At 72.9% G+C, this 22492-nt stretch carries 16 protein-coding genes; 8 read left to right on the top strand and 8 right to left on the bottom strand.

What is annotated here, in order from left to right:
* The first annotated feature begins 119 nt into the window (after positions 1-119).
* The 3 genes from ABD223_RS20695 to ABD223_RS20685 all read left to right on the top strand — a co-directional run bounded on the left by ABD223_RS20695 (position 120) and on the right by ABD223_RS20685 (position 3293).
* A complete protein-coding gene (locus ABD223_RS20695; protein ID WP_344037971.1) occupies positions 120-896 on the top strand; it encodes an ion transporter in 777 nt (258 codons plus the stop codon).
* A 124-nt stretch (positions 897-1020) separates the two neighbouring features.
* Positions 1021-1752, top strand: coding sequence for a PadR family transcriptional regulator (locus tag ABD223_RS20690; RefSeq protein WP_344037970.1), 732 nt, complete (start codon positions 1021-1023; stop codon positions 1750-1752).
* A complete protein-coding gene (locus ABD223_RS20685; protein WP_344037969.1) occupies positions 1749-3293 on the top strand; it encodes an FAD-dependent monooxygenase in 1545 nt (514 codons plus the stop codon). Before ABD223_RS20690 ends, ABD223_RS20685 begins: the two co-directional genes overlap by 4 nt.
* On the opposite strand, the gene ABD223_RS20680 is transcribed toward ABD223_RS20685, so the two are convergent.
* The 4 genes from ABD223_RS20680 to ABD223_RS20665 all read right to left on the bottom strand — a co-directional run bounded on the left by ABD223_RS20680 (position 3277) and on the right by ABD223_RS20665 (position 7691).
* The gene (locus tag ABD223_RS20680; protein ID WP_344037968.1) at positions 3277-4599 is read right to left on the bottom strand and encodes an NlpC/P60 family protein; all 1323 of its coding nucleotides are present in this window, start codon (positions 4597-4599) and stop codon (positions 3277-3279) included. The genes ABD223_RS20685 and ABD223_RS20680 overlap by 17 nt on opposite strands.
* A 174-nt stretch (positions 4600-4773) precedes the next feature.
* Entirely contained in the window at positions 4774-6303 is a 1530-nt protein-coding gene (locus ABD223_RS20675) for an AMP-binding protein (protein ID WP_344037967.1), read from the bottom strand.
* Positions 6304-6325: 22 nt separating this feature from the next.
* Positions 6326-6895 carry a carbonic anhydrase family protein gene (locus ABD223_RS20670; protein ID WP_344037965.1) on the bottom strand — a complete coding sequence of 190 codons (570 nt, stop codon included), beginning with the start codon at positions 6893-6895 and terminating at the stop codon, positions 6326-6328.
* A gap of 61 nt (positions 6896-6956) precedes the next feature.
* Positions 6957-7691, bottom strand: a complete 735-nt coding sequence (locus ABD223_RS20665; RefSeq protein ID WP_344037964.1) for an SIR2 family NAD-dependent protein deacylase — start codon at positions 7689-7691, stop codon at positions 6957-6959.
* Between the two features lie 30 nt (positions 7692-7721).
* Here ABD223_RS20665 and ABD223_RS20660 point away from each other — a divergent pair, with 30 nt between their 5' ends.
* Both ABD223_RS20660 and ABD223_RS20655 read left to right on the top strand, forming a co-directional pair.
* Complete coding sequence (locus ABD223_RS20660) at positions 7722-8183, top strand: hypothetical protein (RefSeq protein WP_344037963.1); 462 nt, start codon at positions 7722-7724, stop codon at positions 8181-8183.
* A complete protein-coding gene (locus ABD223_RS20655; RefSeq protein ID WP_344037962.1) occupies positions 8180-9718 on the top strand; it encodes a proline-rich domain-containing protein in 1539 nt (512 codons plus the stop codon). The genes ABD223_RS20660 and ABD223_RS20655 overlap by 4 nt, the downstream gene beginning before the upstream one ends.
* Before the next feature lie 81 nt (positions 9719-9799).
* On the opposite strand, the gene ABD223_RS20650 is transcribed toward ABD223_RS20655, so the two are convergent.
* On the bottom strand, positions 9800-10447 hold the full coding sequence (locus tag ABD223_RS20650) for a hypothetical protein (protein ID WP_344037961.1): 648 nt from the start codon (positions 10445-10447) through the stop codon (positions 9800-9802).
* Entirely contained in the window at positions 10444-11190 is a 747-nt protein-coding gene (locus tag ABD223_RS20645; protein ID WP_344037960.1) for an ABC transporter ATP-binding protein, read from the bottom strand. Before ABD223_RS20645 ends, ABD223_RS20650 begins: the two co-directional genes overlap by 4 nt.
* Positions 11191-11345: 155 nt before the next feature.
* On the opposite strand from ABD223_RS20645, the gene ABD223_RS20640 reads away from it, so the two are divergent.
* Both ABD223_RS20640 and ABD223_RS20635 read left to right on the top strand, forming a co-directional pair.
* The gene (locus tag ABD223_RS20640; protein WP_344037959.1) at positions 11346-14174 is read left to right on the top strand and encodes an aconitate hydratase; all 2829 of its coding nucleotides are present in this window, start codon (positions 11346-11348) and stop codon (positions 14172-14174) included.
* Between the two features lie 368 nt (positions 14175-14542).
* Positions 14543-16741: a pectate lyase family protein gene (locus ABD223_RS20635; protein WP_344037958.1), complete on the top strand. Its 2199-nt coding sequence runs from the start codon at positions 14543-14545 to the stop codon at positions 16739-16741.
* Between the two features lie 45 nt (positions 16742-16786).
* Here ABD223_RS20635 and ABD223_RS20630 read toward each other — a convergent pair whose 3' ends face one another.
* Both ABD223_RS20630 and ABD223_RS20625 read right to left on the bottom strand, forming a co-directional pair.
* Entirely contained in the window at positions 16787-19495 is a 2709-nt protein-coding gene (locus tag ABD223_RS20630) for a TIM-barrel domain-containing protein (protein ID WP_344037957.1), read from the bottom strand.
* A 161-nt stretch (positions 19496-19656) separates the two neighbouring features.
* Positions 19657-21252, bottom strand: coding sequence for an alpha/beta hydrolase (locus tag ABD223_RS20625; protein WP_344037956.1), 1596 nt, complete (start codon positions 21250-21252; stop codon positions 19657-19659).
* A 112-nt stretch (positions 21253-21364) separates the two neighbouring features.
* On the opposite strand from ABD223_RS20625, the gene ABD223_RS20620 reads away from it, so the two are divergent.
* On the top strand, positions 21365-22450 hold the full coding sequence (locus tag ABD223_RS20620) for a DUF4037 domain-containing protein (RefSeq protein ID WP_344037954.1): 1086 nt from the start codon (positions 21365-21367) through the stop codon (positions 22448-22450).
* The last annotated feature ends 42 nt before the right edge of the window (positions 22451-22492 follow it).

The raw sequence follows: 22492 nt of genomic DNA, 5'->3' as shown, positions 1-22492 counted from the left end.
GCACCCGCGCGAAATCCCACTTCATCCGCTCGTCCGGGTGAATCGGCTCAAGCCCGCCACCCGGTGCGCCGATGGGCTCGGTGCTCACCGCCCGCCGAGGTGCACGAGGGGTTTTCCGGATGACACTGCGCGACCGCGTTCACTCCGCGGTGAACGGCACGCGTTTCCAGCGGTTGGTGGTCGCCGTGATCGTGGTCAACGCGGTCGTGCTCGGCTGCGAGACGTCGACCGCGCTGACCGCCGCGCACGGCGACCTGCTCGCCGGGCTGGACCGCGCCGCCCTCGCGTTCTTCACCGCGGAGCTGGCCGCGCGGCTGTACGCGCACCGGGCGCGCTTCTTCCACGACCCGTGGAACGTGTTCGACCTGCTGGTCGTGAGCGTCTCCCTGCTGCCGGCCGCCGGGCCGCTGTCGGTGGTGCGGTCCCTGCGGGTGCTGCGCGCCCTGCGCCTGGTCTCGGTGGTGCCCAGCATGCGCCGCGTGGTCACGGCCCTGGTCAGGTCCGTCCCGGGCCTGCTGTCCCTGACCGGGCTGCTCGTGCTGGTGCTGTACGTGGGCAGCGTGGTGGCGGTGAACCTGTTCCGGGCGAGCGGCGACCCGCGGTTTGCGGACCTGGGCGCGACCGTGCTGACCCTGTTCCAGATCACCACGGGCGACGGGTGGTCGGACGTGATGCGGGACCTGATGGTCACCCACCCGCTGGCGTGGGTCTTCTTCCTGGCCTACCTGCTGGTCGGGACGTTCACCATGCTCAACCTGTTCATCGCGGTCGTGTGCAGCGCGATGGAGTCGGAAGCGCCGCGCCCCGCGCCGGACCACGTGCTGCTGGACGAGGTCCGGGCACTGCGCGAGGAGGTCCGCGCGCTGCGGCTGGACCCCGTGGGCGACCGCCGCTGACCACCTCCACGACCGGACCCGGCAACCGCGCTCGGCCACCCCTGCCGCTCGACCACCTCGACCGTGCTTGACCTCACCGTGCTCGGACCCTAATACTCGGATCCGAGCAATAGGAGGCGAGCACTTGATCGAGAGCAGCGAGAGCACTCAGCGCGCCGAGAGCGCCCAGCGGACCCGGCGGACCAAGAGCACCAAGAGCACCAAGAGCACTCAGCGCGCGGTGTCGAACCTGCTGGGCCTGGCCGTCCTGGGCCTGCTGGCGGAGTCGCCCGCGCACCCCCACGCCCTGGCCACCACCCTGCGGGAACGCGGCCTGGACCGCGCCTTCAAGGTGACCACCGGCTCCCTGTACGACGTGGTCCGGGCGCTGGAGCGCGCCGGCTGGATCGAGGCCGTCGAAACCGTCAGGGTCGGGGGCCGCCCGGAGCGGACCGTCTACCGGCACACCGGGACCGGCGGCGCCGAGTTCGCGCGCTGGGTGGACGACCTCGTGCGCGTCCCCGCCACCGAGCACCCCAAGTTCCTCGCCGCGGTCACCTACCTCGGCATCCTGGGACCCGAGGGCGCGGCGGAGGCGCTGCGGGAGCGGGCCGGGCGGCTGCGCGCGGAGCTGGACGAGCTTCGGGCCGAGCACCGCGCCGTGCTGGACTCGGGCCGGGTGCCGCGGCTGTTCGTGCTGGAGGTCGAGTACGCCGTGCGGGTGCTTGAGGCGGAGCTGGGTTGGGTCGAGGAGATCGTCGACGACGTCGAGTCCGGGCGCCTGGCCTGGCCCGCCGCCGAGAACACCGAGACCACCGGGAACACCGAGACCGCCGGGAACACCGAGGGCGCCGAGACCACCGGGGAGGTCCGATGACGGTCGTGGTCGCCGGAGCCGGCCCGGCCGGGCTGGTGCTGGCCGGCGAACTGGCGCTCGCCGGCGTCGAGGTGCTGGTCGCGGACCGGCTGCCGCGGCGCTCGCCGTTCTGCCGCGGCTTCACGCTCGGCGCGCGCAGCCTCGAACTGCTGGACCGGCGCGGCCTCGTCGACCGGTTCCTCGCGGAGGGCGCCGCGGTGCCGTACGCCATGTTCGCGGACCCGAGCCGGCCGCTGGACCTGACCGCGATGGACACCGACCACCCGTACGTGCTCGGCATCGCGCAGACCCGCGTCGAGGAGCTGCTCGAAGAGCGGCTGGCCGAGCTGGGCGTGCCGGTGCGGTGGGGGCACGAGGTCGTCGGCCTCGACCAGGACGACGACGGCGTCGACGTGACCCTGCGGGTCGGCGACGGGCTCCACCGGGTGCGCGCGAGCCACCTCGTCGGCTGCGACGGCAGCCGCAGCGCCGTCCGCAAGCTCGCCGGGATCGGCTTCCCCGGTGTGGCGGCCGGCAGGTTCGGCCTGCTCGCGGACGTGGAGCTGGTCGAACCCGACGCCCTGCCGTTCGGCGTGACCGAGGGCGAGGGCGGCTCGGTGTTCGTGATACCGCGGCCCGGGTACGCGCGGATCGTGCTCGACGAGCCGGAACCGCCCGCCGACCGCGACGAGCCGGTGCCGCTCGACCGCTTCCAGCGGGTGCTGGACTCCGCGCTCGGCCGCCGGGTCGCGCTGCGCGAACCGCGCTGGATCACCCGGTTCTCCGACGCGGCGCGGCAGGCGGACCGCTACGTCGCGGGCCGGGTCGTGCTGGCCGGCGACGCCGCGCACGTGCACCCGCCGGCGGGTGCGGTCGGCGTGAACGTGGCCATCGCGGACGCGGTCAACCTCGGTTGGAAGCTGGCGGCGGTCGCGCTCGGCCGCGCCCCGGACGGCCTGCTGGACAGCTACCACGACGAACGCCACCCGGTCGGCGCGGTCGTGCTGCGGACCACGCGGGCGCAGGCGCTCCTCGGGCGGCGCGACCCCGCCCTGGAGCCCGTGCGCGACCTGCTGGGCGAGCTGGCCGCGCTCCCGGCGGTCGGCAGGCACCTGGCCGAGCTGGTGAGCGGGGTGTCCACCCGGTACGGCCCGCGGGTGCCCGGCGACCACCCGTGGCTGGGCGGGCTCGCCCCGAACCTGGAGCTGGTCGCGGGCCCGCGCCGCACCACCGTGGCCGAACTGCTGCGGCCGGGTCGCCCGGTGCTGCTGGAAACCGGCGACCGCGCGCTGCTGGAGACCGGCGACCGCGTGTTACCGGAAACCGGCGACCGCGCGCCGCGGGGAACCCGAGACCGCGCGCTGCCCGCGAGCCCGGCCGCCCCGGTGGACCGGCACCGCGCCCGCTGCCCCGGCCACCCCGACCTGGAGGGGCTGCTGATCCGCCCCGACGGGCACGCCGCGTGGGTGTCCACCACCGCCGACCCGCAGCCGGACGACACCCTCGAAGCCGCCCTGACCACGTGGTTCACCCGACGAGGGCCGGCTACAGCACGCGGGTGACGTAGGGCAGGATGCCGCCGTAGCGGACCGGGGCGACGCGGACGTTCGCGCCCGAGTAGGGCGCCTCGACCATCATGCCGCCGCCGAGGTAGAGGGCGACGTGCGTGCCGCCACCCGGTCCCCAGAACATCATGTCGCCGCGCCGGGCCTGGGACAGCGGCACCTTCCGGCCCGCGTTGTGCTGGTAGCCGCTGTAGTGGGGCAGGTGGACGCCGACGCCCGCGAAGGCGTACATCATCAGCCCCGAGCAGTCGAAGCCGACGGTGTAGTAGTCGCCGTGCGAGTCGCCGACGCCCCAGTCGCGGATGCCGACCGTCGGGCCGTCGTAGTTGCCGCCGCCCCACGAGTAGCGGACGCCCAGCTGCCGCATGGCCCGTTCGACGACGATCTCCACGCGGTTGCCCGCGGGCGCGGTGACGGGCGGCGCCGGCGCGATGACGGGCAGGGCGGGCAGGGCGGGCAGGGCGGGCAGGGCGGGCGCGGGCGGCGGCTTGGCCGCCGCCGCCTCCTCCTCGCGGCGCTTCTCCTCCAGCCAGCGGTCGTACTGGGCGCGCTGCTCCTCCAGGCCCTCGACGGCGTCGCGCGCCCGGTCCAGCTCGCCCTCGACGCGGGCCTTGTCCTCCTGGATCGCCCGCGCCGCCGCGGCCTGGTCCTGCTGGGCGCGCTGGGCCTCGACCCGCGCCGTGTCGGCATCCTGCGCGGCCCGGTCGGCCGCGGCCCGCTTCTCGTCGGCCAGGGCGCGGGCGGCGCGGGCGGCGGCGTCCTTGTTGGCCAGCTCGGCCCTGGTGCGCTCGACGTCGTCCAGGGCGTCGAGGCTGGAGTCGCCGATCGCGCCCAGCAGCTGCGCGCGGGCCAGCAGGTCCCGGGGGCTGGACGCGCCCAGGTAGGCCGACAGCGACCCGACCGCGCTGCCCTGCCGGAAGCTGGCGGCGGCGAACTCGTCGAGCCGGGCCCGCGCGTCCTCGACGGCCCGTGCCGCGGCCTTCGCCTCGACCTGCGCGGCCCCCGCCTCCCGGCGCGCCCCGTCGGCCTCGCCCCGGGCCGCCTCCAGGTCGACCCTGGCCTTGTTGGCCAGCTCCATCGTGAACGCGACGCCGCCGGTCAGGTCCCGGAGGCGGGCCTCGGCGTCGGCCAGCTCGCCGGTCAGCTCACCGACCCGGGCCGCCTTGGCGGCGGCCTCCCGCCGGCCCGCACCGATCTCCGCGTCGCCGGGGTTCGGTGGGGGCGGGGGGGCGGCGACCGCCGCACCCGCCAAGCCGATCACCGCGGACAGCGCGACCACCACCGAGAGCGCCCACCGAGCCACGACACCCGCCTCCCCGCCGTTCGGCCCATCGGCGTTGCGCCGTTCGGCCCACCCGTCTCACGAGCGGAACTGTGCCACCGGAGCCACGGGCTTTCCACTCGAACCAGGGCGAACATCAGCCACACGGGTAACAGGGGTTTGGCCCGCCGGCCGATCTCCCGGCCGGTTCGCCCGTCAGTTGACCCCCCGCTCCAGCCCCGCCCAGTACGGCTGGCGGAGCTTGAACTTCTGCACCTTGCCGGTGGCGGTGCGCGGGATGGCGTCGCGGAACTCCACCGAGGTCGGCGCCTTGTACCCGGCGAGCCGCGCCTTGCAGTGGGCGATCAGCTCGGCCTCGGTCACCTCGGCCCCGTCCGCGGGCACGACCAGCGCCTTGATCGTCTCGCCCCACCTGTCGTGCGGCACGCCGATGACCGCCGCCTCGGCCACCGCGGGGTGGCTGAACAGGGCGTCCTCCACCTCGATGGACGACACGTTCTCACCGCCGGTGATGATCACGTCCTTCTTGCGGTCGGAGATCGTGAGGTGCCCCTCGTCGTCCAGCGAGCCGCCGTCGCCGGTGTGGAACCAGCCGTCCTCCAGGGCTTCGGCGGTCGCGCCCGGGTCCTCCCAGTAGCCGTCCATGACCACGTTGGAGCGGGCCATGACCTCGCCCGTGCCCGAGATCCGCAGGCGCACGCCCACCGCCGGCGCGCCGGCCCGCGACAGCTTCCGCGCCCGCTCCTCCGGCGCAAGTCCGTCATCACCCGGTCGGGTGCGGTTGAAGGTGAGCATCGGCGAGGTCTCGGTCAGGCCGTAGAGCTGGAGGAACTCCCAGCCCAGCTCCTCGCCGACGCGGGCGATGGTGCGGCTGGGCGGGGGCGCGCCGGCGCAGATGACCCGCACCCGGTCGCGGCCGGGGATCTCGCCGTCCCACGACCGGGCCGCGTCGAGCACCGCGTTCCACACGGCGGGCGCGCCGCACACGAGGGTGACGCCGTGGTCGCGGACGCGGGTGAGGATCTCCGCGCCGTCGACCTTGCGCAGCACCACCTGGGGCACGCCGAGGCCCGCGAGGCCGAAGGGCATGCCCCAGCCGTTGCAGTGGAACATCGGCAGCACGTGCAGGTAGACGTCGCGCTCCCAGGCGCGGGCGTGCAGGGCGAAGGTGACCGCGTTGAGCCAGATGTTGCGGTGGGTCATCCGCACGCCCTTGGGGCGGGCCGTGGTGCCGGAGGTGTAGTTGATCGTGGCGGTGGCGTCCTCGTCGGGCTCGCGCCACGGCCGGGGTTCGGTGTCGAACCGCATCAGCGCCTCGGTCTCCTCGCCCAGGGTGAACCGGTGGGGCGCGGTGACGTCGCCGAGGTCCAGCTCCGGGTCGACGAGCAGCGTGGACGCGCCGCTGTGCTCGACGATGTAGGCGATCTCCTCGGGCCGCAGCCGGAAGTTGACCGGCACGCAGATCCGGCCGGTGCCGGGCACGGCGTGCAGCAGTTCGAGCAGGCGGGCGGAGTTGTGGCTGACCACGGCCACCCGCTCGCCCTCGCCGAGCCCGAGCGCGTCGAACCCGGCCTGCCAGGCGCGGACGCGGTCGCCGAACCCGGCGTAGGTGGTGGCCGGCACGGGCGGCGCGGGCTGGTTCGGCTCGTCGACGACGGCGGTCGTGTCGGCGAAGACCCGCTCCGCCCGGTACAGGAAGTCTGAGACGGTCAGGGGTACGTGCATGCGAGCTGACGTTATTGGGCTTTCAGCCCGTCGTCAGCACGAACCTGCGGTTCAGCGGCTGGACCGGGCGGGCGTGGTCGGCGCGGGAGCGGACGAAGGCGCGCAGCCCCTCGTCCGCCACGGTGACCGCCTCCCGCATCACCACCCAGCTGACGTTCTCGGTGAACTCCCCCGTGGTCAGCGAGCCCTCGTAGCGGTGGAAGCCGCCCTCCGGGAGGAGCGCCGGCAGGTCGATCCAGGTCGGCGGCTCGCCCGCGCCCCCGGTCTCGGGCGCGTCGCCCAGGTCGAGGAACACGGCGACCACGCAGGCGTGGAGCCGGTCGTCGACCCGCAGGTGCACCGCGTGCATCTCGGCCTGCATCGGGCGACCGCGCACCCAGTGCTCGCTCGGCCGGTGGAAGTGGAGGTTCACCAGCCGGTAGACCTGGTCGGACAGGTGCGCGGTGTGCGTGCCCCGGGGCGCGAACCGCAGCCCCTCGGGCCCCTCCTGGACGGTGAAGCGGTCGGGCCGCCAGCCGATCTCCAGCTGGTCGAGCAGGTCGGGCGTGGCGACGGTGCGGCCGATGTTGATCGGTGATTGTTGTTCCCCCATGGGTCCAGGATGGCACCGGGAGCCCTCCACGGGAGGGTGATGGAGCTGCACCGACGGGTGATCACCAGGTGCTGGGGTCGCCCCAGGTCCGGACCGGGCCGGTCGCCGCCACGGGCACCGCGACCAGTTCGGGCAGCGACCGCTCGACCGGTTCGCGCACCACCGCGGCGGCCACCCCGTCGTACGGCGTGGGCGTCAGGTTGCAGATCACCACGGCCGCGCCGGCGCGCGCGCCGAGGCCCACCAGCGAGGCGGCGGGCTCCACCTCCAGGGACATCCCGGCCACCAGCAGCGCGTCGCAGTCCAGCACGGCCGCGCGCGCCGCCCTGAGCACCTCGTCGGCCAGCGGTTCGCCGAACGCCACCACCGCGGGCCGCACCGCGCCGCCGCACAGCGGGCACAGCGGCTCGTCCACGCCGCCGCGCACCTCGGCCAGCGCCCACGCCGTCGACGCGCCCGCGCCGCAGTCCGGGCAGACCACCCTCGTCGCCGAGCCGTGCAGCTCGACCGCCGACGACCCGGCCCGCCCGTGCAGCCCGTCCACGTTCTGCGTCAGCAGCGCCCGCACCCGCCCGGCGCGCTCCAGCCCGGCCAGCGCCAGGTGCGCGGCGTTGGGCTCGGCGGTCCACATCGGATCGTCCAGCCAGGACCGCCACAGCTCCCGCCGCGCCGCCGCGGAGGCCGTCCGGTCCGGTGCGGGGAACGCGAACCTGCCCACCCCCGACGCGGCGGACGCGCCGGCGCCGGTGAGCACGGTGATCCGGCGGGCGGCGGCCATCACGTCCCGAGCACTCATGCCCACACCGTCCCACACGTTTGCGAGCATGTGCGCGTGCGCAGGACGTGGACTGGCGGGGTGCTCTCGGTTGTCGGCTTGGTCACAGCGGTGGTGGGTACCTTCCTGCCGTGGCTGCGGTCCGGATCGGTGACGAGGACGAGTTACGAGGTGCTCGCGCTCCGTGGTTTCGCCGGGTTGGACGGCGTGCCGGGAGAGGTGGTGCGCGGCACCTGGGTCGGGCTCACCCCGCTGGCGGCGTGCTCGGTGATCCTCTGGGCCCTGCGATTTCCGCGAATCGCCTCATGCGGGGGGCTCATCTTCGGCACGATCTCGGGAACGGTGGCGGCACTCGCCGCCGTCCAAGGTGGCAGCGAGGCGGCACTGGTCGGGATCACCTCGACCGGACCGGTGGTGACCCTCGGTGGTGCCGTGCTGGCGATCGCGGGGGCGATCACCGTGCTCACCGCGAAAACCCGCACAGCGTTCAGCAGTACAGGAGGATCACCGTGACCTACCCAGGCGGCGGCGGAGGCGATTGGCAACCGCAGCAGAACAACCCCTACGGCCAGCCACCGCAGGGTTACCCGCAGCAAGGCGGGTACCCCCAGCAGGGCGGCTACCCGCAGAACGGCCCGCAGACCGGCCCCCAGGGCCACCCGCAGCAGGGCTACCCCCAGCAGGGCGCGCCGCAGCAGGGCTTCCCGCAGACCGGGCCGGAGGGTTTCGCGCAGCAGGGCTTCCCGCAGCAGGGCTTCCCGCAGCAGGGTTTCCCGCAGCACCCGTACGGCCAGCCGCCGCAGGGCTACGTCGGCTCCGAGCCGCCGAAGAAGAAGCGGACCGGCCTGGTGGTCACCGCCGTGGTCGCCGTCCTCGTGCTGGCCGCCGGCACCGTCGGCACGGTGTGGGCGCTGCGCAGCTCCGACGACGTGGCCGCGGGCGCGGAGAACCCGTCCGCCGCGGCGGGCAACCTGCTCAACGCGCTGGGCAGCGGTGACGTCCTGGGCATCATGAACGGCCTGGCGCCCGCCGAGGCCGCGCTGAGCAAGGACTACACCGAGGCCACCGTCAGCGAGGCGAAGCGGCTGGAGATCCTCAAGCCGGACGCGGACCCGAACAAGCTGAGCGGCGTGCAGGTCACCAGCGAGGGCATCAAGTTCGACGAGGCCGCCGCGATCCGGGTCAACGACCACCTGACGATCAACAAGGTGACCGAGGGCAGGATCACGATCACCTCGGACGTCAAGCAGATCCCGCTGACCGACAAGCTGGTCGACGCGCTGGGCGCGGAGTTGCAGCGGGCGGAGCCGCAGACCGAGACGCTGGACTTCGCCGAGGTCAAGGCCGACCGCAAGGGCAAGCCGATCGGCATCGCCACCATCAAGGTCGGCGACGAGTGGTACCCGAGCCTCTTCTACACCGTCGCGAACGCCGCGCTGGAGGAAGAGGGCCTGGAGTGGCCGGCGCAGGGCATCGCGCCGGCCGGCGCGGGCTCGCCCGAGGACGCGGCCGAGCAGATCGTGGAGAAGGCGCTGGCCGGTGACGTCAAGGGCGTCATCGCGCTGCTGCCGCCGGACGAGATGGGCGTGCTCCAGGACGTCGGCCCGGTGATCCTGGACCAGATCGGCCGGGTGCCCGCGACCGACGCGAAGCTCGTCGAGCTGGAGACCGACTCGAAGGAGGTCACCGGCGGCACGCAGCTGACCATCCGCAGGCTGGTGCTGGAGGTCGACGGCGAGACCGGCGAGATCACCCGCGACGGCGACTGCTACACCGCCGAGGCGCAGGGCCAGCAGCAGCGGCTGTGCGCGGACGAGATCGCGCAGCTGGTGAAGCAACAGGGCGGGCGCGACGTCCCGGGCGCGGCCGTGGACGTGATCGCCCGGGTCGGCGCGCAGGTGCTGAAGGACGGCATCGGCGTGGTCGCCACCGAGGTGGACGGCAAGTGGTACGTCAGCCCGTTCCGGACCTACAGCGAGCTGTTCCTGACGCTGATGCGCGGTCTGGACCCGAAGGACCTCGACGAGCTGATCGAGGGCATCAAGTAACCGGAACGCCCACCCGGCCCCCGTCGCCCACCCGCGGCGGCCGGGCCCCGTCGAGGTGAAGACCCACCCGGCCCCCGTCGCTCACCCGCGGCGGGGGCCGAGTGCCGTCGCCAGCGCGGTGGCCCCGGCCACGAGCAGCACGCCGATCGCGCCCGACAGCGCCAGCGCGCCCGGCACGCCGTCGCCGTGGGACAGCGACCACAGCACGTTGCCGACCGGCGGGGTGCGGCCGAACAGGAGCAGCAGCACCACCAGGGCGGTCACGGCGAGCAGCGACCACCCGACCCGGTCGACCACCGGGCGGCCGCACAGCACGCCCACGCCGACGCCGACCAGCGCGCACACCGCCAGCCCGCCGAACCCCTGCGCCACGACCGCGAGCGGGTACGGGCGCGGCTGGGTCAGCACCGGCACCACGGCCGCGACCAGCGCGAGCCCCAGCGCGCCCGCGGCGGACACCGCGCTCGCCGCGACCTGGACCCGGGCCCAGCCGCCGGCCGCCACCACCGTGACCGCCCGCCGCACCGGGTCCTCGGCGCCCGCGACGACGACCGCCAGCCACGCCGACACGGGGTAGACCAGCACGCACGTCCCCGCGTAGGCGGCCAGGGGCGGCCCCGCGTCCGACGCGTACAGCATCCCCAGCACGGCCGCGAACAGCAGCAGCGGCGGCAGCCAGCGCTGGGTGCGCAGCACGTCCGCCAGCAGGTGCCCCGCGAGCGCCCTCACGACCGCACGCTCCGCACCGAGCAGCCCAGCCGCAGCGCCTCGGCCAGCACCCCGTCGCTGTGCCCGGCCCGCACCTCCACCCGCGCGCCGGCGCCGACCGGACGTGCCGACGACACCCCCGTCATGCCGCTGATCAGCGCGAACGCCTCCCCCACCCGGTCCAGTTCGATCACCACCACCCCGTCGCCGACCTCGCCGAGGAACACCTCGCGCATCCCCGGCACGTCGTGCCCGTGGTGGTCGGTCAGCACCACGGCCGCCGCCGAGGAGGCCACCAGCTCGCCCAGCACGGCGCCGGCCGCCGCGTCCAGCCCGGACCACGGCTCGTCCAGGACCAGCAGGTCGGTCGCGTGCAGGGCCTGGGCCAAGGCGATCTTCTGCGCGTTGCCCTTGGACAGGGTGGCCACGGGCGCGTCCGGGTCGCCCGCGAAGCCCAGCGCCTCGACCAGGTCCCACCTGAGGGGCACGCCCCGCACGGCGGCCAGCCGGCGCAGGTACTCGCGGGCGGGCGGCCTGACGTCGGTCGGGAAGCGCTCGGGCGCGTACCCGACCGACGCGCCGCGGGTGACGCGGCCGGTCGTGGGCGCGGTGATGCCCGCCGCGATCCGCAGCGCGGTCGACTTGCCGCAGCCGTTGCCGCCGCGCAGGGCGACCACCTCGCCCGGCGCGACGTCGAGCGAGAGGGCCCGCAGCACCCACGGGCCGCGGCCGTAGCGCTTGCCGATTCGATCAAGACGCACCACGGGTGTGATGATGCCCTGACCGAGGTGGGACCCGGTTGAAGGTTTATACAGGACACGCGTACTGTTTAGGGCAGGGAGGCACCGCACCCCGTGGTGCGGAAGACTCAGCAGAAGTTCCCCGAACCGACTTTGCGCGTCACCAGATGGAGTTTCACGTGACTGCACCAGCGAGCAAGGACAGCTTCGGCGCCCGCGGCACGCTCACCGTCGGCGACGCCTCGTACGAGGTGTTCCGGCTGAGCGCGGTCGAGGGCGCCGAGCGCCTGCCGTACAGCTTGAAGATCCTGCTGGAGAACCTGCTGCGGACCGAGGACGGCGCGAACATCACCGCCGACCACGTACGCGCGCTGGGCGGCTGGGATCCGTCGGCAGAGCCGAACACCGAGATCCAGTTCTCGCCCGCCCGCGTGGTGATGCAGGACTTCACCGGCGTGCCCTGCGTGGTCGACCTGGCCACCATGCGCGAGGCCGTCACCCAGCTCGGCGGCGACCCGGCGAAGGTCAACCCGCTGGCGCCCGCCGAGCTGGTCATCGACCACTCGGTGATCGCCGACGTGTTCGGCCGGCCGGACGCGTTCGAGCTGAACGTGGACCTGGAGTACGAGCGCAACAGGGAGCGCTACCAGTTCCTGCGCTGGGGCCAGACCGCGTTCGACGAGTTCAAGGTCGTCCCCCCGGGCACCGGCATCGTCCACCAGGTCAACATCGAGCACCTCGCCCGCGTGGTCATGGTCCGCAACGGCCAGGCCTACCCGGACACCCTGGTCGGCACCGACTCGCACACCACGATGGTCAACGGCATCGGCGTGCTGGGCTGGGGCGTCGGCGGCATCGAGGCCGAGGCCGCGATGCTCGGCCAGCCCGTGTCGATGCTCATCCCGCGCGTGGTGGGCTTCAAGCTGCACGGCGAGCTGCCCGCCGGCGCGACGGCCACCGACCTGGTGCTGACCATCACCGAGATGCTGCGCAAGCACGGCGTGGTCGGCAAGTTCGTCGAGTTCTACGGCTCCGGCGTCGGCGCGGTGCCGCTGGCCAACCGCGCCACCATCGGCAACATGAGCCCCGAGTTCGGCTCGACCTGCGCGATCTTCCCGATCGACGGCGAGACCATCGACTACCTGGAGCTGACCGGCCGCTCGGCCGAGCAGCTGGCGCTGGTCGAGGCCTACGCCAAGGAGCAGGGCCTGTGGCACGACCCGGAGGCCGAGCCGGTCTACTCCGAGAACCTGGAGCTGGACCTGTCGACGGTCGTGCCGTCGATCGCCGGCCCCAAGCGCCCGCAGGACCGCATCGAGCTGGTCAGCGCCAAGGAGGCGTTCCGCCAGGCGCTGGGCGCGTACGTGTCCGACACCGAGCAGACCTCCGCGTCCAGCGTGGACGAGGCCGTCGAGGAGACGTTCCCCGCCAGCGACCCGATCTCGCCCGCGGACGGCGACACCGGCGGCGCGCCGCGCGTGTTCCACTCGGCCGCCCACGGCGCCGAGGGCCGGCCGTCCAACCCGGTCAAGGTGTCCCTGGACGGCGCCGAGTTCGAGCTGGACCACGGCGCGGTCGCGATCGCCGCGATCACCTCGTGCACCAACACCTCGAACCCGTCGGTGATGATCGGCGCGGCGCTGCTGGCGAAGAAGGCCGTGGAGAAGGGCCTGGAGCGCAAGCCGTGGGTCAAGACGACCCTGGCGCCGGGCTCCAAGGTCGTCATGGACTACTACGAGCGCGCCGGCCTCATGCCGTACCTGGAGAAGCTGGGCTTCCACCTGGTCGGCTACGGCTGCACCACCTGCATCGGCAACTCGGGCCCGTTGCAGGACGAGATCTCGGCGGGCATCAACCAGGGCGACCTGGCCGCGGTGTCCGTGCTGTCGGGCAACCGGAACTTCGAGGGCCGGATCAACCCCGACATCAAGATGAACTACCTGGCGTCCCCGCCGTTGGTGGTGGCGTACGCGCTGGCCGGCACGATGGACAAGGACATCACCACCGAGCCGCTGGGCACGGACGCGGCGGGCGAGCCGGTCTACCTGGCCGACATCTGGCCGTCGCCGCAGGAGATCTCCGAGGTCGTCGCGTCGGCGATCTCGCCGGAGGGCTTCACCAAGGGCTACGCGGACGTGTTCTCGGGCGACCAGCGCTGGCAGCAGCTGCCCACGCCGACCGGCAACACGTTCGAGTGGGACGCGGACTCCACCTACGTGCGCAAGCCCCCGTACTTCGAGGGCATGGAGATGGAGCCGGCCGCGGTGACCGACATCAGCGGCGCGCGCGTGCTGGCGCTGCTGGGCGACTCGGTGACCACCGACCACATCTCCCCGGCCGGCGCGATCAAGGCCGACTCGCCCGCGGGCAGGTACCTCACCGAGCACGGCGTCGAGCGCAAGGACTTCAACTCGTACGGGTCGCGGCGCGGCAACCACGAGGTGATGATCCGGGGCACGTTCGCCAACATCCGGCTGCGGAACCTGCTGCTCGCCGACGAGAACAACGGCCAGGGCGTCCAGGGCGGCTTCACCCGCGACTTCCTGTCCGGCGGCGAGCAGACCACGATCTACGACGCGTCGGTGTCCTACGCCGAGGCGGGCGTCCCCCTGGTCGTGCTGGCGGGCAAGGAGTACGGCTCCGGCTCGTCCCGCGACTGGGCCGCGAAGGGCACCTCGCTGCTGGGCGTGCGGGCGGTGATCGCCGAGTCCTTCGAGCGCATCCACCGCTCGAACCTCATCGGCATGGGCGTCCTGCCGCTCCAGTTCCCCGAGGGTCAGGACGCCGCCTCCCTGGGCCTGGACGGCACCGAGACGTTCGACTTCACGGGCATCACCGAGCTGAACAACGGTGACACGCCCCGCACGGTGCACGTGGCGGCGACCAAGGAGGACGGCTCCAAGACGGAGTTCGACGCGGTCGTCCGCATCGACACCCCGGGTGAGGCCGACTACTACCGCAACGGCGGCATCATGCAGTACGTGCTGCGCAAGATGGTCCGCAGCTGATCTGCCGAAGAACGACGAGGGGCCGTCCACCGGGTGGTGGGCGGCCCCTTTTCCTTTCAGCGGGTGAGGTCCCCCGACCTCGCAGGGCGATCCACGAGGCCGACGGGAGCCGCTCCGCCGATCGGACCGCCCCGCTCGACCATCCGCCCGAAAAACCCGCGAATTCGAGTACGTGAACCATTCCACCCACCCGGGAATTCCCGTCGAACACCCAGTCGAAATCTATCGAAATCGTCGAACGAGTACACCCATGTGAATCTTTTTGACATATCCGAACAGCACCCCCTATTGCTGAAGAGGAGAACGTCGCCACCGTTCCCGCCACGCACCGCCGACACCGGTGTCGGCCGAGTCCAACGGAGGACTTCGTGAGGAGAACAACCGCGTTCGCGTTATCCGCGACGCTCATCGGCGGATTCACGTCAGCCGTCGCAGCGACCACCCCGGCGGCCGCCGCCGAGGCGTCCCCGGTCGGTTTCGCCTCCGTCAACGCCCTGGGCCAGAACGGCACCACCGGTGGCGCGGGCGGTCAGACCGTCACGGTCACCAACCGCACCCAGTTCGAAGACGCGGTCGAACGCACCGAGCCGCTGGTCATCCAGGTCAACGGCACCATCCAGCTCAGCGGCATGCTCGACGTCGAGTCCGACAAGACGATCATCGGCGTCGGGACGAACGGCCGGATCACCGGCGGCGGCCTCGACGTCGACGGCACGCACAACGTCATCATCCGCAACCTGACCTTCACCGGCGCCAACGACGACGCCATCAACATCACCGACGGCGCGCACCACGTCTGGGTCGACCACAACGACCTGTCCGGCGCTTACGACGGCGCGCTGGACGTCAAGCGCGGCTCCGATTACGTCACCGTCTCCTGGAACCACTTCCACGACCAGAGCAAGAACTCGCTGGTCGGCCACTCCGACGGCAACGGCGGCCAGGACGACGGCAAGCTCCGCGTCACCTACCACCACAACTTCTTCGACGGCACCGCGGAGCGCAACCCGCGCGTCCGGTTCGCCGACCCGGTGCACGTGTTCAACAACTACTACCGGAACGTCCAGGGCACCGACTCCTACGGCGCGGCGACCGCGATGGACGCGGGCGTGCTGGTGGAGGGCAACTACTTCGAGAACGTCGCCTCGCCGACGAAGGTCCAGATCTTCGAGTCCGACCCCGGCAGGCTGGTGGAGCGCAACAACGTCTACGTCAACTCCGGCGCGCCGGAGTCGGACGGCACGGTCACCGAGCCGCGCACGTACTACGCCTACACCGTGGACGACCCGAACACCGTGCCGGCCCGGGTCCGCGCGGGCGCGGGCGTCGGCAAGCTGGGTTCGCCCACCCCCGACACCACGCCGCCCGCCGCGCCCGGCGACCTCCGCGCCGGCGGCGCCTCGGCGAACAGCGCGACGCTCACCTGGAGCGCCTCGACGGACAACGTCGGCGTCGCCGGCTACACCGTCTACCGCGAGGCCGGCAGCACCGACGTGCAGGTCGGCTCCGCCACCGGCACCTCGTTCACCGTCACCGGCCTGAGCCCGGCCACCAGCTACACCTTCTACGTGGTGGCGCGGGACGCGGCGGGCAACTCCTCGTCGCCGTCCGGCGCGATCACCGTGCGGACGTCCGACCAGGGCGGCGGGCAGCCGACCGGCGGCCCGGTGGGCTTCGCGTCGGTCAACGCCCTGGGCCAGAACGGCACCACCGGCGGCGCGGGCGGCCCCGAGGTCACCGTCACCACGCCCACCGACTTCATCAACAACATCAAGGCCGACGGCCCGCGCGTGGTCAAGGTGCAGGGCCTGATCACCCTGCCGGCCGGCATGTACGACGTGTCGTCGGACAAGACGATCATCGGCGTGGGCGCGAACTCCGGCATCAGCGGCGGCGGCCTCAACGTCGGCCTGCCGGTCAGCGAGGTCACCTCGCCCCCGGCGAACGCCGTGCACAACGTGATCATCCGCAACATGGTGTTCCGCAACGCCAACGACGACTCGATCAACGTCCAGATGTTCTCCCACCACATCTGGATCGACCACAACGACCTGTCGGCGGGCAAGGACGGCCTGATCGACGTCAAGCGCGGGTCGAGCTACGTGACGATCTCGTGGAACCACACGCACAACCACACCAAGAACATGCTGCTGGGCCACGACGACGACAACGGCGCGCAGGACATCGGGTACCTGAAGGTCACCTACCACCACAACTGGTTCGACAAGACGCCGCAGCGCAACCCGCGCGTCCGGTTCGGCAACCCGGTGCACGTGTTCAACAACTACTTCTACGACAACAGCGACGTCGGCGTCGCCTGCCAGCAGCAGTCCGGCTGCTGGGTCGAGGGCAACTTCTTCGAGGACGTCGAGGAGCCCATGACCACCAGCTACGCCGGCCCGAAGGGCAACATCGTCGAGCGGAACAACCACTACACGGGTGAGTCCGGCGACCCGGTGGTGGGCGGCTCGGTCGAGAACCCGGCCAACTACTACCAGTACACCGCCGACCCGGCGGCCAACATCAAGACCATCGTGACGCAGGGCGCCGGCACCGGCAAGATCTGACCCGGTGACGACGGCCGGGCCGCCCCGCAGCGGGGCGGCCCGGCCTCACCGCGTGGTGAAGGTCAGCTCCCGGTCGGCGGGCGAGGTGGCCGTGACGGTCACCGTGCGGGTGTCGGCGTCGTACTCCCACTCCGGCGCGTCCGCTCCGTTCACCGCCAACCGCGAGGGCTCGGGCACGCCGCGCAGCCGCACCGTCCAGGTCCGCTCGGCGACCGCGCCCGCGAACGACCCGGCGCGCGGCTCGACGGTCACCGAGCCGTCGTCCTCGGAGTAGCGGACGGTGGTGCGGGCGAACTCGCCGCCCCGGTACCCCAGCCCCTCGCCCGCGTCCTCGTACAGCGAGTACGAGCCGGACGCGCCGGCGGCCACGTCGAGGACCAGGTCGCCGACCTGCTCACGGGCGTTGGAGGTGTCGTCGGCGCTGGTCGGCAGGATGCCCCCGGCCCGCAGGAACACCGGCATGGTGTCGATGTCCGAGGTCACCGTCGTGACGGTCGGCCCGGTGACCGTCTCGCCGGTGAAGTGGTTCGTCCACGTGCCCGGCGGCACCCACAGCTCCGTGGGCACGTCCTCGACGCCCGGCGAGGTCACCGGCGCGACCAGCACGTCGTCCCCGTACATGAACTGCGAGGGGTGCTCGTACGCCTCCGGGTGCCCCGGGTGGTCGAGGTACATCGGCCGGTTCATCGGCAGGCCCGTGTCGTACGCCTGCCGCGCCACCGTGTAGGTGTGGGGCAGCAGGGCCTTGCGCAGCTTGAGGAACTTCACCGCGGCCTCCTCGACGCCCGGGTAGTCCCAGGGCAGCCGGTAGCCGTGGTTGGAGTGCAGCCGCAGCAGCGGCTGGAAGGCGCCGAACTGCACCCAGCGGGCGTAGAGGTCGTCGGGGAGCCGGTTCTCCTCGTTGCCCGCGTAGTTGTGGCCGCCGATGTCGTGCGACTGGTACGGCATCCCGATGTTGCCCCGGCCGGCCGTGTACTCCGAGGCGAACGCGAGCAGCTCCCAGGTGGAGGAGGTGTCCATCGACGTGTCGACGGTGTAGCGGTGCTCGGCCCACGGCCCGGCCGGGTGGACCTGGTTGCCGCCGTAGCCGTTGTAGCCGCCGCCGCTGCGGTTCCAGGAGAAGCCGCGCTGCCCCTTCTGCTCGGCGCGGCGCGCGTACTCGGCGTTGAAGGCGCTGTCCGGCGAGATGCCCTCGGGCCGGAACCCGCTGCCGTCGCAGCACGAGTCGAGCCACCACAGCAGGTCCGGCTCCAGCTCCTCGAACTCCCGGTGCAGGTCGAAGTACGCCTGGCGCTGGCGCGGGTCGCTCAGGTCGAACACGCGGCAGTCCATGTCGCCGCCCATGCCGCACTCGCCGGGTTCCAGCTCCTTGCCCGCGGTGCGCACGGCCTCCTCGTACTTGGGGTCGTTCGCGTCGATGCTGGGGTGGATGTTGAGCGCCACCCGCAGGCCCTGCTCCTCGGCCCAGCGGAAGAAGCCCTCCGGGTCGGGGAACAGCGACTCGTCCCAGTTCCAGCCGTTCCACTTGTTGGGGCTCTTGAAGTCGGTGTCCACGACCAGCACGTCCAGCGGGACGCCCGCCTCCTCGAAGGCGGGCAGCAGCTCGTCGCGGTAGTAGTCCTGGTCGTGGGCGGCGTACCGCGAGTACCAGTTGCCGAACGCCTGGCGCGGCAGCATCACCGGCGGGCCGGTCAGCTCCTTGAGGTCGCGCAGCCCCTGGCGGTAGTCGTGGCCGTAACCGAAGAAGTAGCCGTCCTGGTAGCCGTCGCGCTCCGCCCGGGGCGTGGTCGTGCCGTCGGGGTTCGCGATGGCGGTCTCGCTGTCGTCGAGCAGGTACCAGCCGTCGCGGCTGAGCAGCCCCTCGTACATCATCACCGGCAGCGAGCGGGGCTTGTCGACGTAGTCGAGGCTGCGCCGCCAGCCGCCGAGGTTCGCGGCCGCGTGCTCGGCCCCGGTGTGCTCGGGGTAGGCGTCGCCGGGCGGGGTGACGGCCACGTGGTCGATCGCCGCGTCGCAGCCTCCGTCGGGGCAGCGGAGGGACAGCGGCGTCCGGCCGGCGGGCACGGTCAGCGCGGCGCTCGCCTCGGCCCACTCGCCGCCGGTCGGCTCCAGCGCCACCGCCCGCTCCTGGTCACCGGCCGTCACGACGAGTTCCTGGGCGCTGTCCGCGCGGTAGCGGAGGTGGACCCGGTGCTCGCCCGCCGCCGCGACGCCCCGCTGGCTCCACCCGACCCCGGAGCCGGGCGCGGTCAGGTCCGCGACGTAGCCGGGTCCGGTGTGGTCGTCGGTGTCGCGCACGCCCTGCGCGCCCTCCTGGGCGAGCATGGTCTCGGCCTCGCACACCTGGCCGAGGTGGCACACGCCGGGCAGCGACCACACCGGGCGGGCGGTGACCGCCTCGTCCCCGGCGGTCAGCTCGACCTGGAGGTTGTCGGGCCCGAACCGGCCCGAGCCCCGCCGGTAGCGCAGCGCCACCCGGTCCGTGCGGATCACCAGGGAGCCGTCGACCTCCTCGGTGGTGAACGCGGTGGTGGTCAGGCCGCGGTTGACCGCGTTGTACGTGGGCCGGTCCTCGAACCGGCCGTCCTCGGCGTACTCGGCGCGGATCAGGGTGGGCGTCAGCACCTGGAACCGGGCGTGGCCGTCCACCACGGCGCCGGGGTGCTCGTCCCGGCCGCGGAACACGACCACGAGCACCGCCACGAGGACCGCCACGGCGAGTACCGCGAGCAGCACGAGCACGCGCTTGGACATGGAACGAGACCCCCGGGTGGCGCGATCGGTTCTCCACCGGTCCAGACGCGGGGCGCCGCGCGGGGTTGCCCGCGGGTCGGGACCGGCGCGGCCGACAGTACCCGCGCCGGGGGTCGGGTCCGGTGCGGCCGCCGCGGTCGCGACGGCCGCACCGGGTGACGCTAGAAGGGCTGGGCGTTGGGCTGGAAGACCTGGCCGTTGGCCGGGGCCTTGAGGTTGACCAGGTAGTCGGTCACCAGGGTGTCCACGCCCGCGCTGTCACCGAGGACGCAGTGCCCGAACGCGTCCACGCTGAGCAGCCGCGCGTTGCCCAGCTGGCGGGCCATGCGCTCGGAGAACTTGTACTGCGTGGCCGGGTCGTAGTAGTTGCCCACCACGACGACCGGGTTCGGGGTGCGCTTGCCCCACGGGCCGGCGTAGCGGTCGGGCCGCGGCACCGGCCACGTGGCGCAGGTCAGCAGGTCGGAGGTGGCCTGCGACCGGCCGAACGTCGGCGACTCGCGCTCCCACGCGGCCGCCACCAGCGGGTACAGCTGCGGCAGGCGCAGGAACGGCTTGTCCGAGCAGTTCACGCCGTAGTACGAGTCGTCGAACTCGTACGGGGTCTCCGCCGCGGGCAGCGGGCGGACGTCGGCCAGGCCGCGCCGGTTGGCCAGCGGCGGCAGCTGCTCGACCTGCTCCTGCGCCGAGAAGCCCGCGGCCTCCGGGTGCAGCGCCGCGTAGGTGGCCTGCAACCAGGCCGCCAGCGCCTTGAAGCGGGTCGGCGCGTACAGGTCGCTCGACACCCGGCCCACGTAGCCGTCGTAGGTGACCTCGTCACCGGACGGCAGCGTGATCGACTGGTTGCGCAGGTGGTCGCGGACCTCGTCGAACTTGGCCCGCGGGTCGCCGTCGCTGTAGGCGCACTTGTCGCCGTCGGCGTCGCAGCGCTTCAGGAAGGCGTCCAGGGCCAGCTCGAAGCCCTGCGCGCGCTGCCGGTCGTACTCCGCGCCGTTGGTGGTGCGCAGCGCCGGGTCGACGTTGCCGTCCAGCACCAGGGCCCGCGACTTCGACGGGAACATGTTGGCGTAGGTCGCGCCGATCAGCGTGCCGTAGGAGAAGCCGACGAAGTTGAGCTGCCGGTCGCCGACGCCCTGCCGGAGCAGGTCGAGGTCGCGGACCACGGCCTCGGTCGACATGTGGCCCAGCAGCGGGCCCGCGGTGCGCGCGCACGCGTCGGTGTAGTCCTCGGTGGCGACCATGGTGTCGCGGATCTGGGTCCGCGTCAGCGGGATCGCGGACATCCGGCCGAAGATTTCCTCGGCCTCCTCCAGCGTCTCGAAGCAGCGCAGCGGCGCGCTGCGGCCCACCCCGCGCGGGTCGAACCCGATCAGGTCGAACCGCTTCATGACCTCGGGCTGGAAGAACGAGCTGCCGTACGCGGAGTAGATGAGGCCGGCGCCACCGGGGCCGCCGGGGTTGAGGAACAGCGAGCCGACCTTGTTCGCCTGGTCGTCGGCGGGGCGCTTCATCAGCGCCAGGGTGATCTTCGGACCGCGGGGCTTCCGGTGGTCCAGCGGCACGGGGTGGTTGGCGCAGCTGACCTTGGTCCGCTGGGCCTCGGGGATCTCGGCGAGCACGTCGGCCGGGCAGGCCGACCACTCGATCGGGGTGGCGCCCTGCGCTTCCTGGGCGGCGGCGGCACCGGTTCCGACCAGGCCCGACACCGCGGTGCCCGCGGCCAGGGCCAGAGCCAGTGCTCTGTTTCGGAGTTGCATCGGGTAGCGCTCCCTCTGTTCACTCGGCGTCGCCCCTCAGTGACAACCGCGACGCCATCGCGCGAGATTGTCACTCGATCGGGGCGAGCAGTACCCGCAGAACGGAGGATTCGTGGCCGCCGATCGGTTCTTGCCCGGCCTGGTGCTCGCCGAGCGGTTCTACCGGGAAGCGGTCGAACCGCTGGTCCACGAGCACTTCGGCCCGGTGCCGCACAGCGCGGCCCGCGTCGGGTCCGGCTCGGAGGTGCTGGGCTTCGACACCGAGCGGTCGGCGGACCACGAGTGGGGTCCGCGCCTCCAGCTGTTCCTGGACCCCGAGGACACGCGGGCCGACGACATCCGGTCCGCGCTGTCGGAGCACCTGCCCAAGACCTTCCTCGGCTGGTCCACGCACTTCGCGGGCGGTGACGACGAGGGCACGAGCGCGGTCATGGCGCCCACCGGCGGCCCGGTGGCGCACCGCGTCGAGGTCACCGACCTGGGCAGCTGGTTCGACCGGCAGCTGGGCTTCGACCCGCGCGCGGGCGTGACGACGGCGGACTGGCTCGCCGCGCCCACCCAGCGGCTGCTGGAGGCGACCGCGGGCGCGGTGTTCCACGACGGCCTCGGCCAGCTCGAACCGGCTCGCGCCGCGCTGCGCTGGTACCCCGACGACGTGTGGCGGCACGTGCTGGCCTGCCAGTGGCTGCGGATCTCGCAGGAGGAGGCGTTCGTCGGCCGGTGCGGCGAGGTCGGCGACGAGCTGGGGTCGGCCGTGGTGGCGGCCAGGCTGGTGCGCGACCTGATGCGGCTGCGCCTGCTGCTGGACCGCCGGTACCCGCCGTACTCGAAGTGGCTGGGCAGCGCGTTCGCCCGGTACGCGGAGCTGGCGCCGGTGCTGCGGGCCGTGCTGGCCGCCGGGGACTGGCGCGAGCGGGAAGAGCACTTGGCGGCGGCCTACGAGCACGTGGCGCGGGTGTGCGACGGGCTGGGGCTGGCCGAGCCGGTCGACCCGACCACCCGCCCGTTCCACGACCGGCCGTTCCGGGTGCTGCGCGCGGACCGGTTCACCAGGGCGCTGGTCGCCGCCGTCACCGACCCGGAGGTGGCCGCGCTGCCGCTGGTGGGCGCGGTGGACCAGTTCGTGGACAGCACGGACGTGCTCAGCCACCCGGCCCGGCTGCGCGGCCTGGCGTTCCGGCCGGTGGCGGCGGGCTGAGCGGGGTGGTCCGTTCGGGAACCCGAACGGACCACCCCGCCC

It is taken from the genome of Saccharothrix xinjiangensis, from assembly GCF_039527585.1.
Lineage (GTDB): Bacteria > Actinomycetota > Actinomycetes > Mycobacteriales > Pseudonocardiaceae > Actinosynnema > Actinosynnema xinjiangensis.
The sequence above is the reverse complement of the archived record's forward strand: the minus strand, read 5'-3'. Positions and strand labels throughout refer to the sequence as shown.

Coding starts and splice junctions, on each gene's coding strand:
- ABD223_RS20695 (WP_344037971.1), top strand. CDS start 120: ATGACACTGCGCGACCGCGTTCACTCCGCGGTGAACGGCACGCGTTTC.
- ABD223_RS20685 (WP_344037969.1), top strand. CDS start 1,749: ATGACGGTCGTGGTCGCCGGAGCCGGCCCGGCCGGGCTGGTGCTGGCC.
- ABD223_RS20675 (WP_344037967.1), bottom strand. CDS start 6,303: ATGCACGTACCCCTGACCGTCTCAGACTTCCTGTACCGGGCGGAGCGG.
- ABD223_RS20670 (WP_344037965.1), bottom strand. CDS start 6,895: ATGGGGGAACAACAATCACCGATCAACATCGGCCGCACCGTCGCCACG.
- ABD223_RS20665 (WP_344037964.1), bottom strand. CDS start 7,691: ATGAGTGCTCGGGACGTGATGGCCGCCGCCCGCCGGATCACCGTGCTC.
- ABD223_RS20630 (WP_344037957.1), bottom strand. CDS start 19,495: ATGTCCAAGCGCGTGCTCGTGCTGCTCGCGGTACTCGCCGTGGCGGTC.
- ABD223_RS20625 (WP_344037956.1), bottom strand. CDS start 21,252: ATGCAACTCCGAAACAGAGCACTGGCTCTGGCCCTGGCCGCGGGCACC.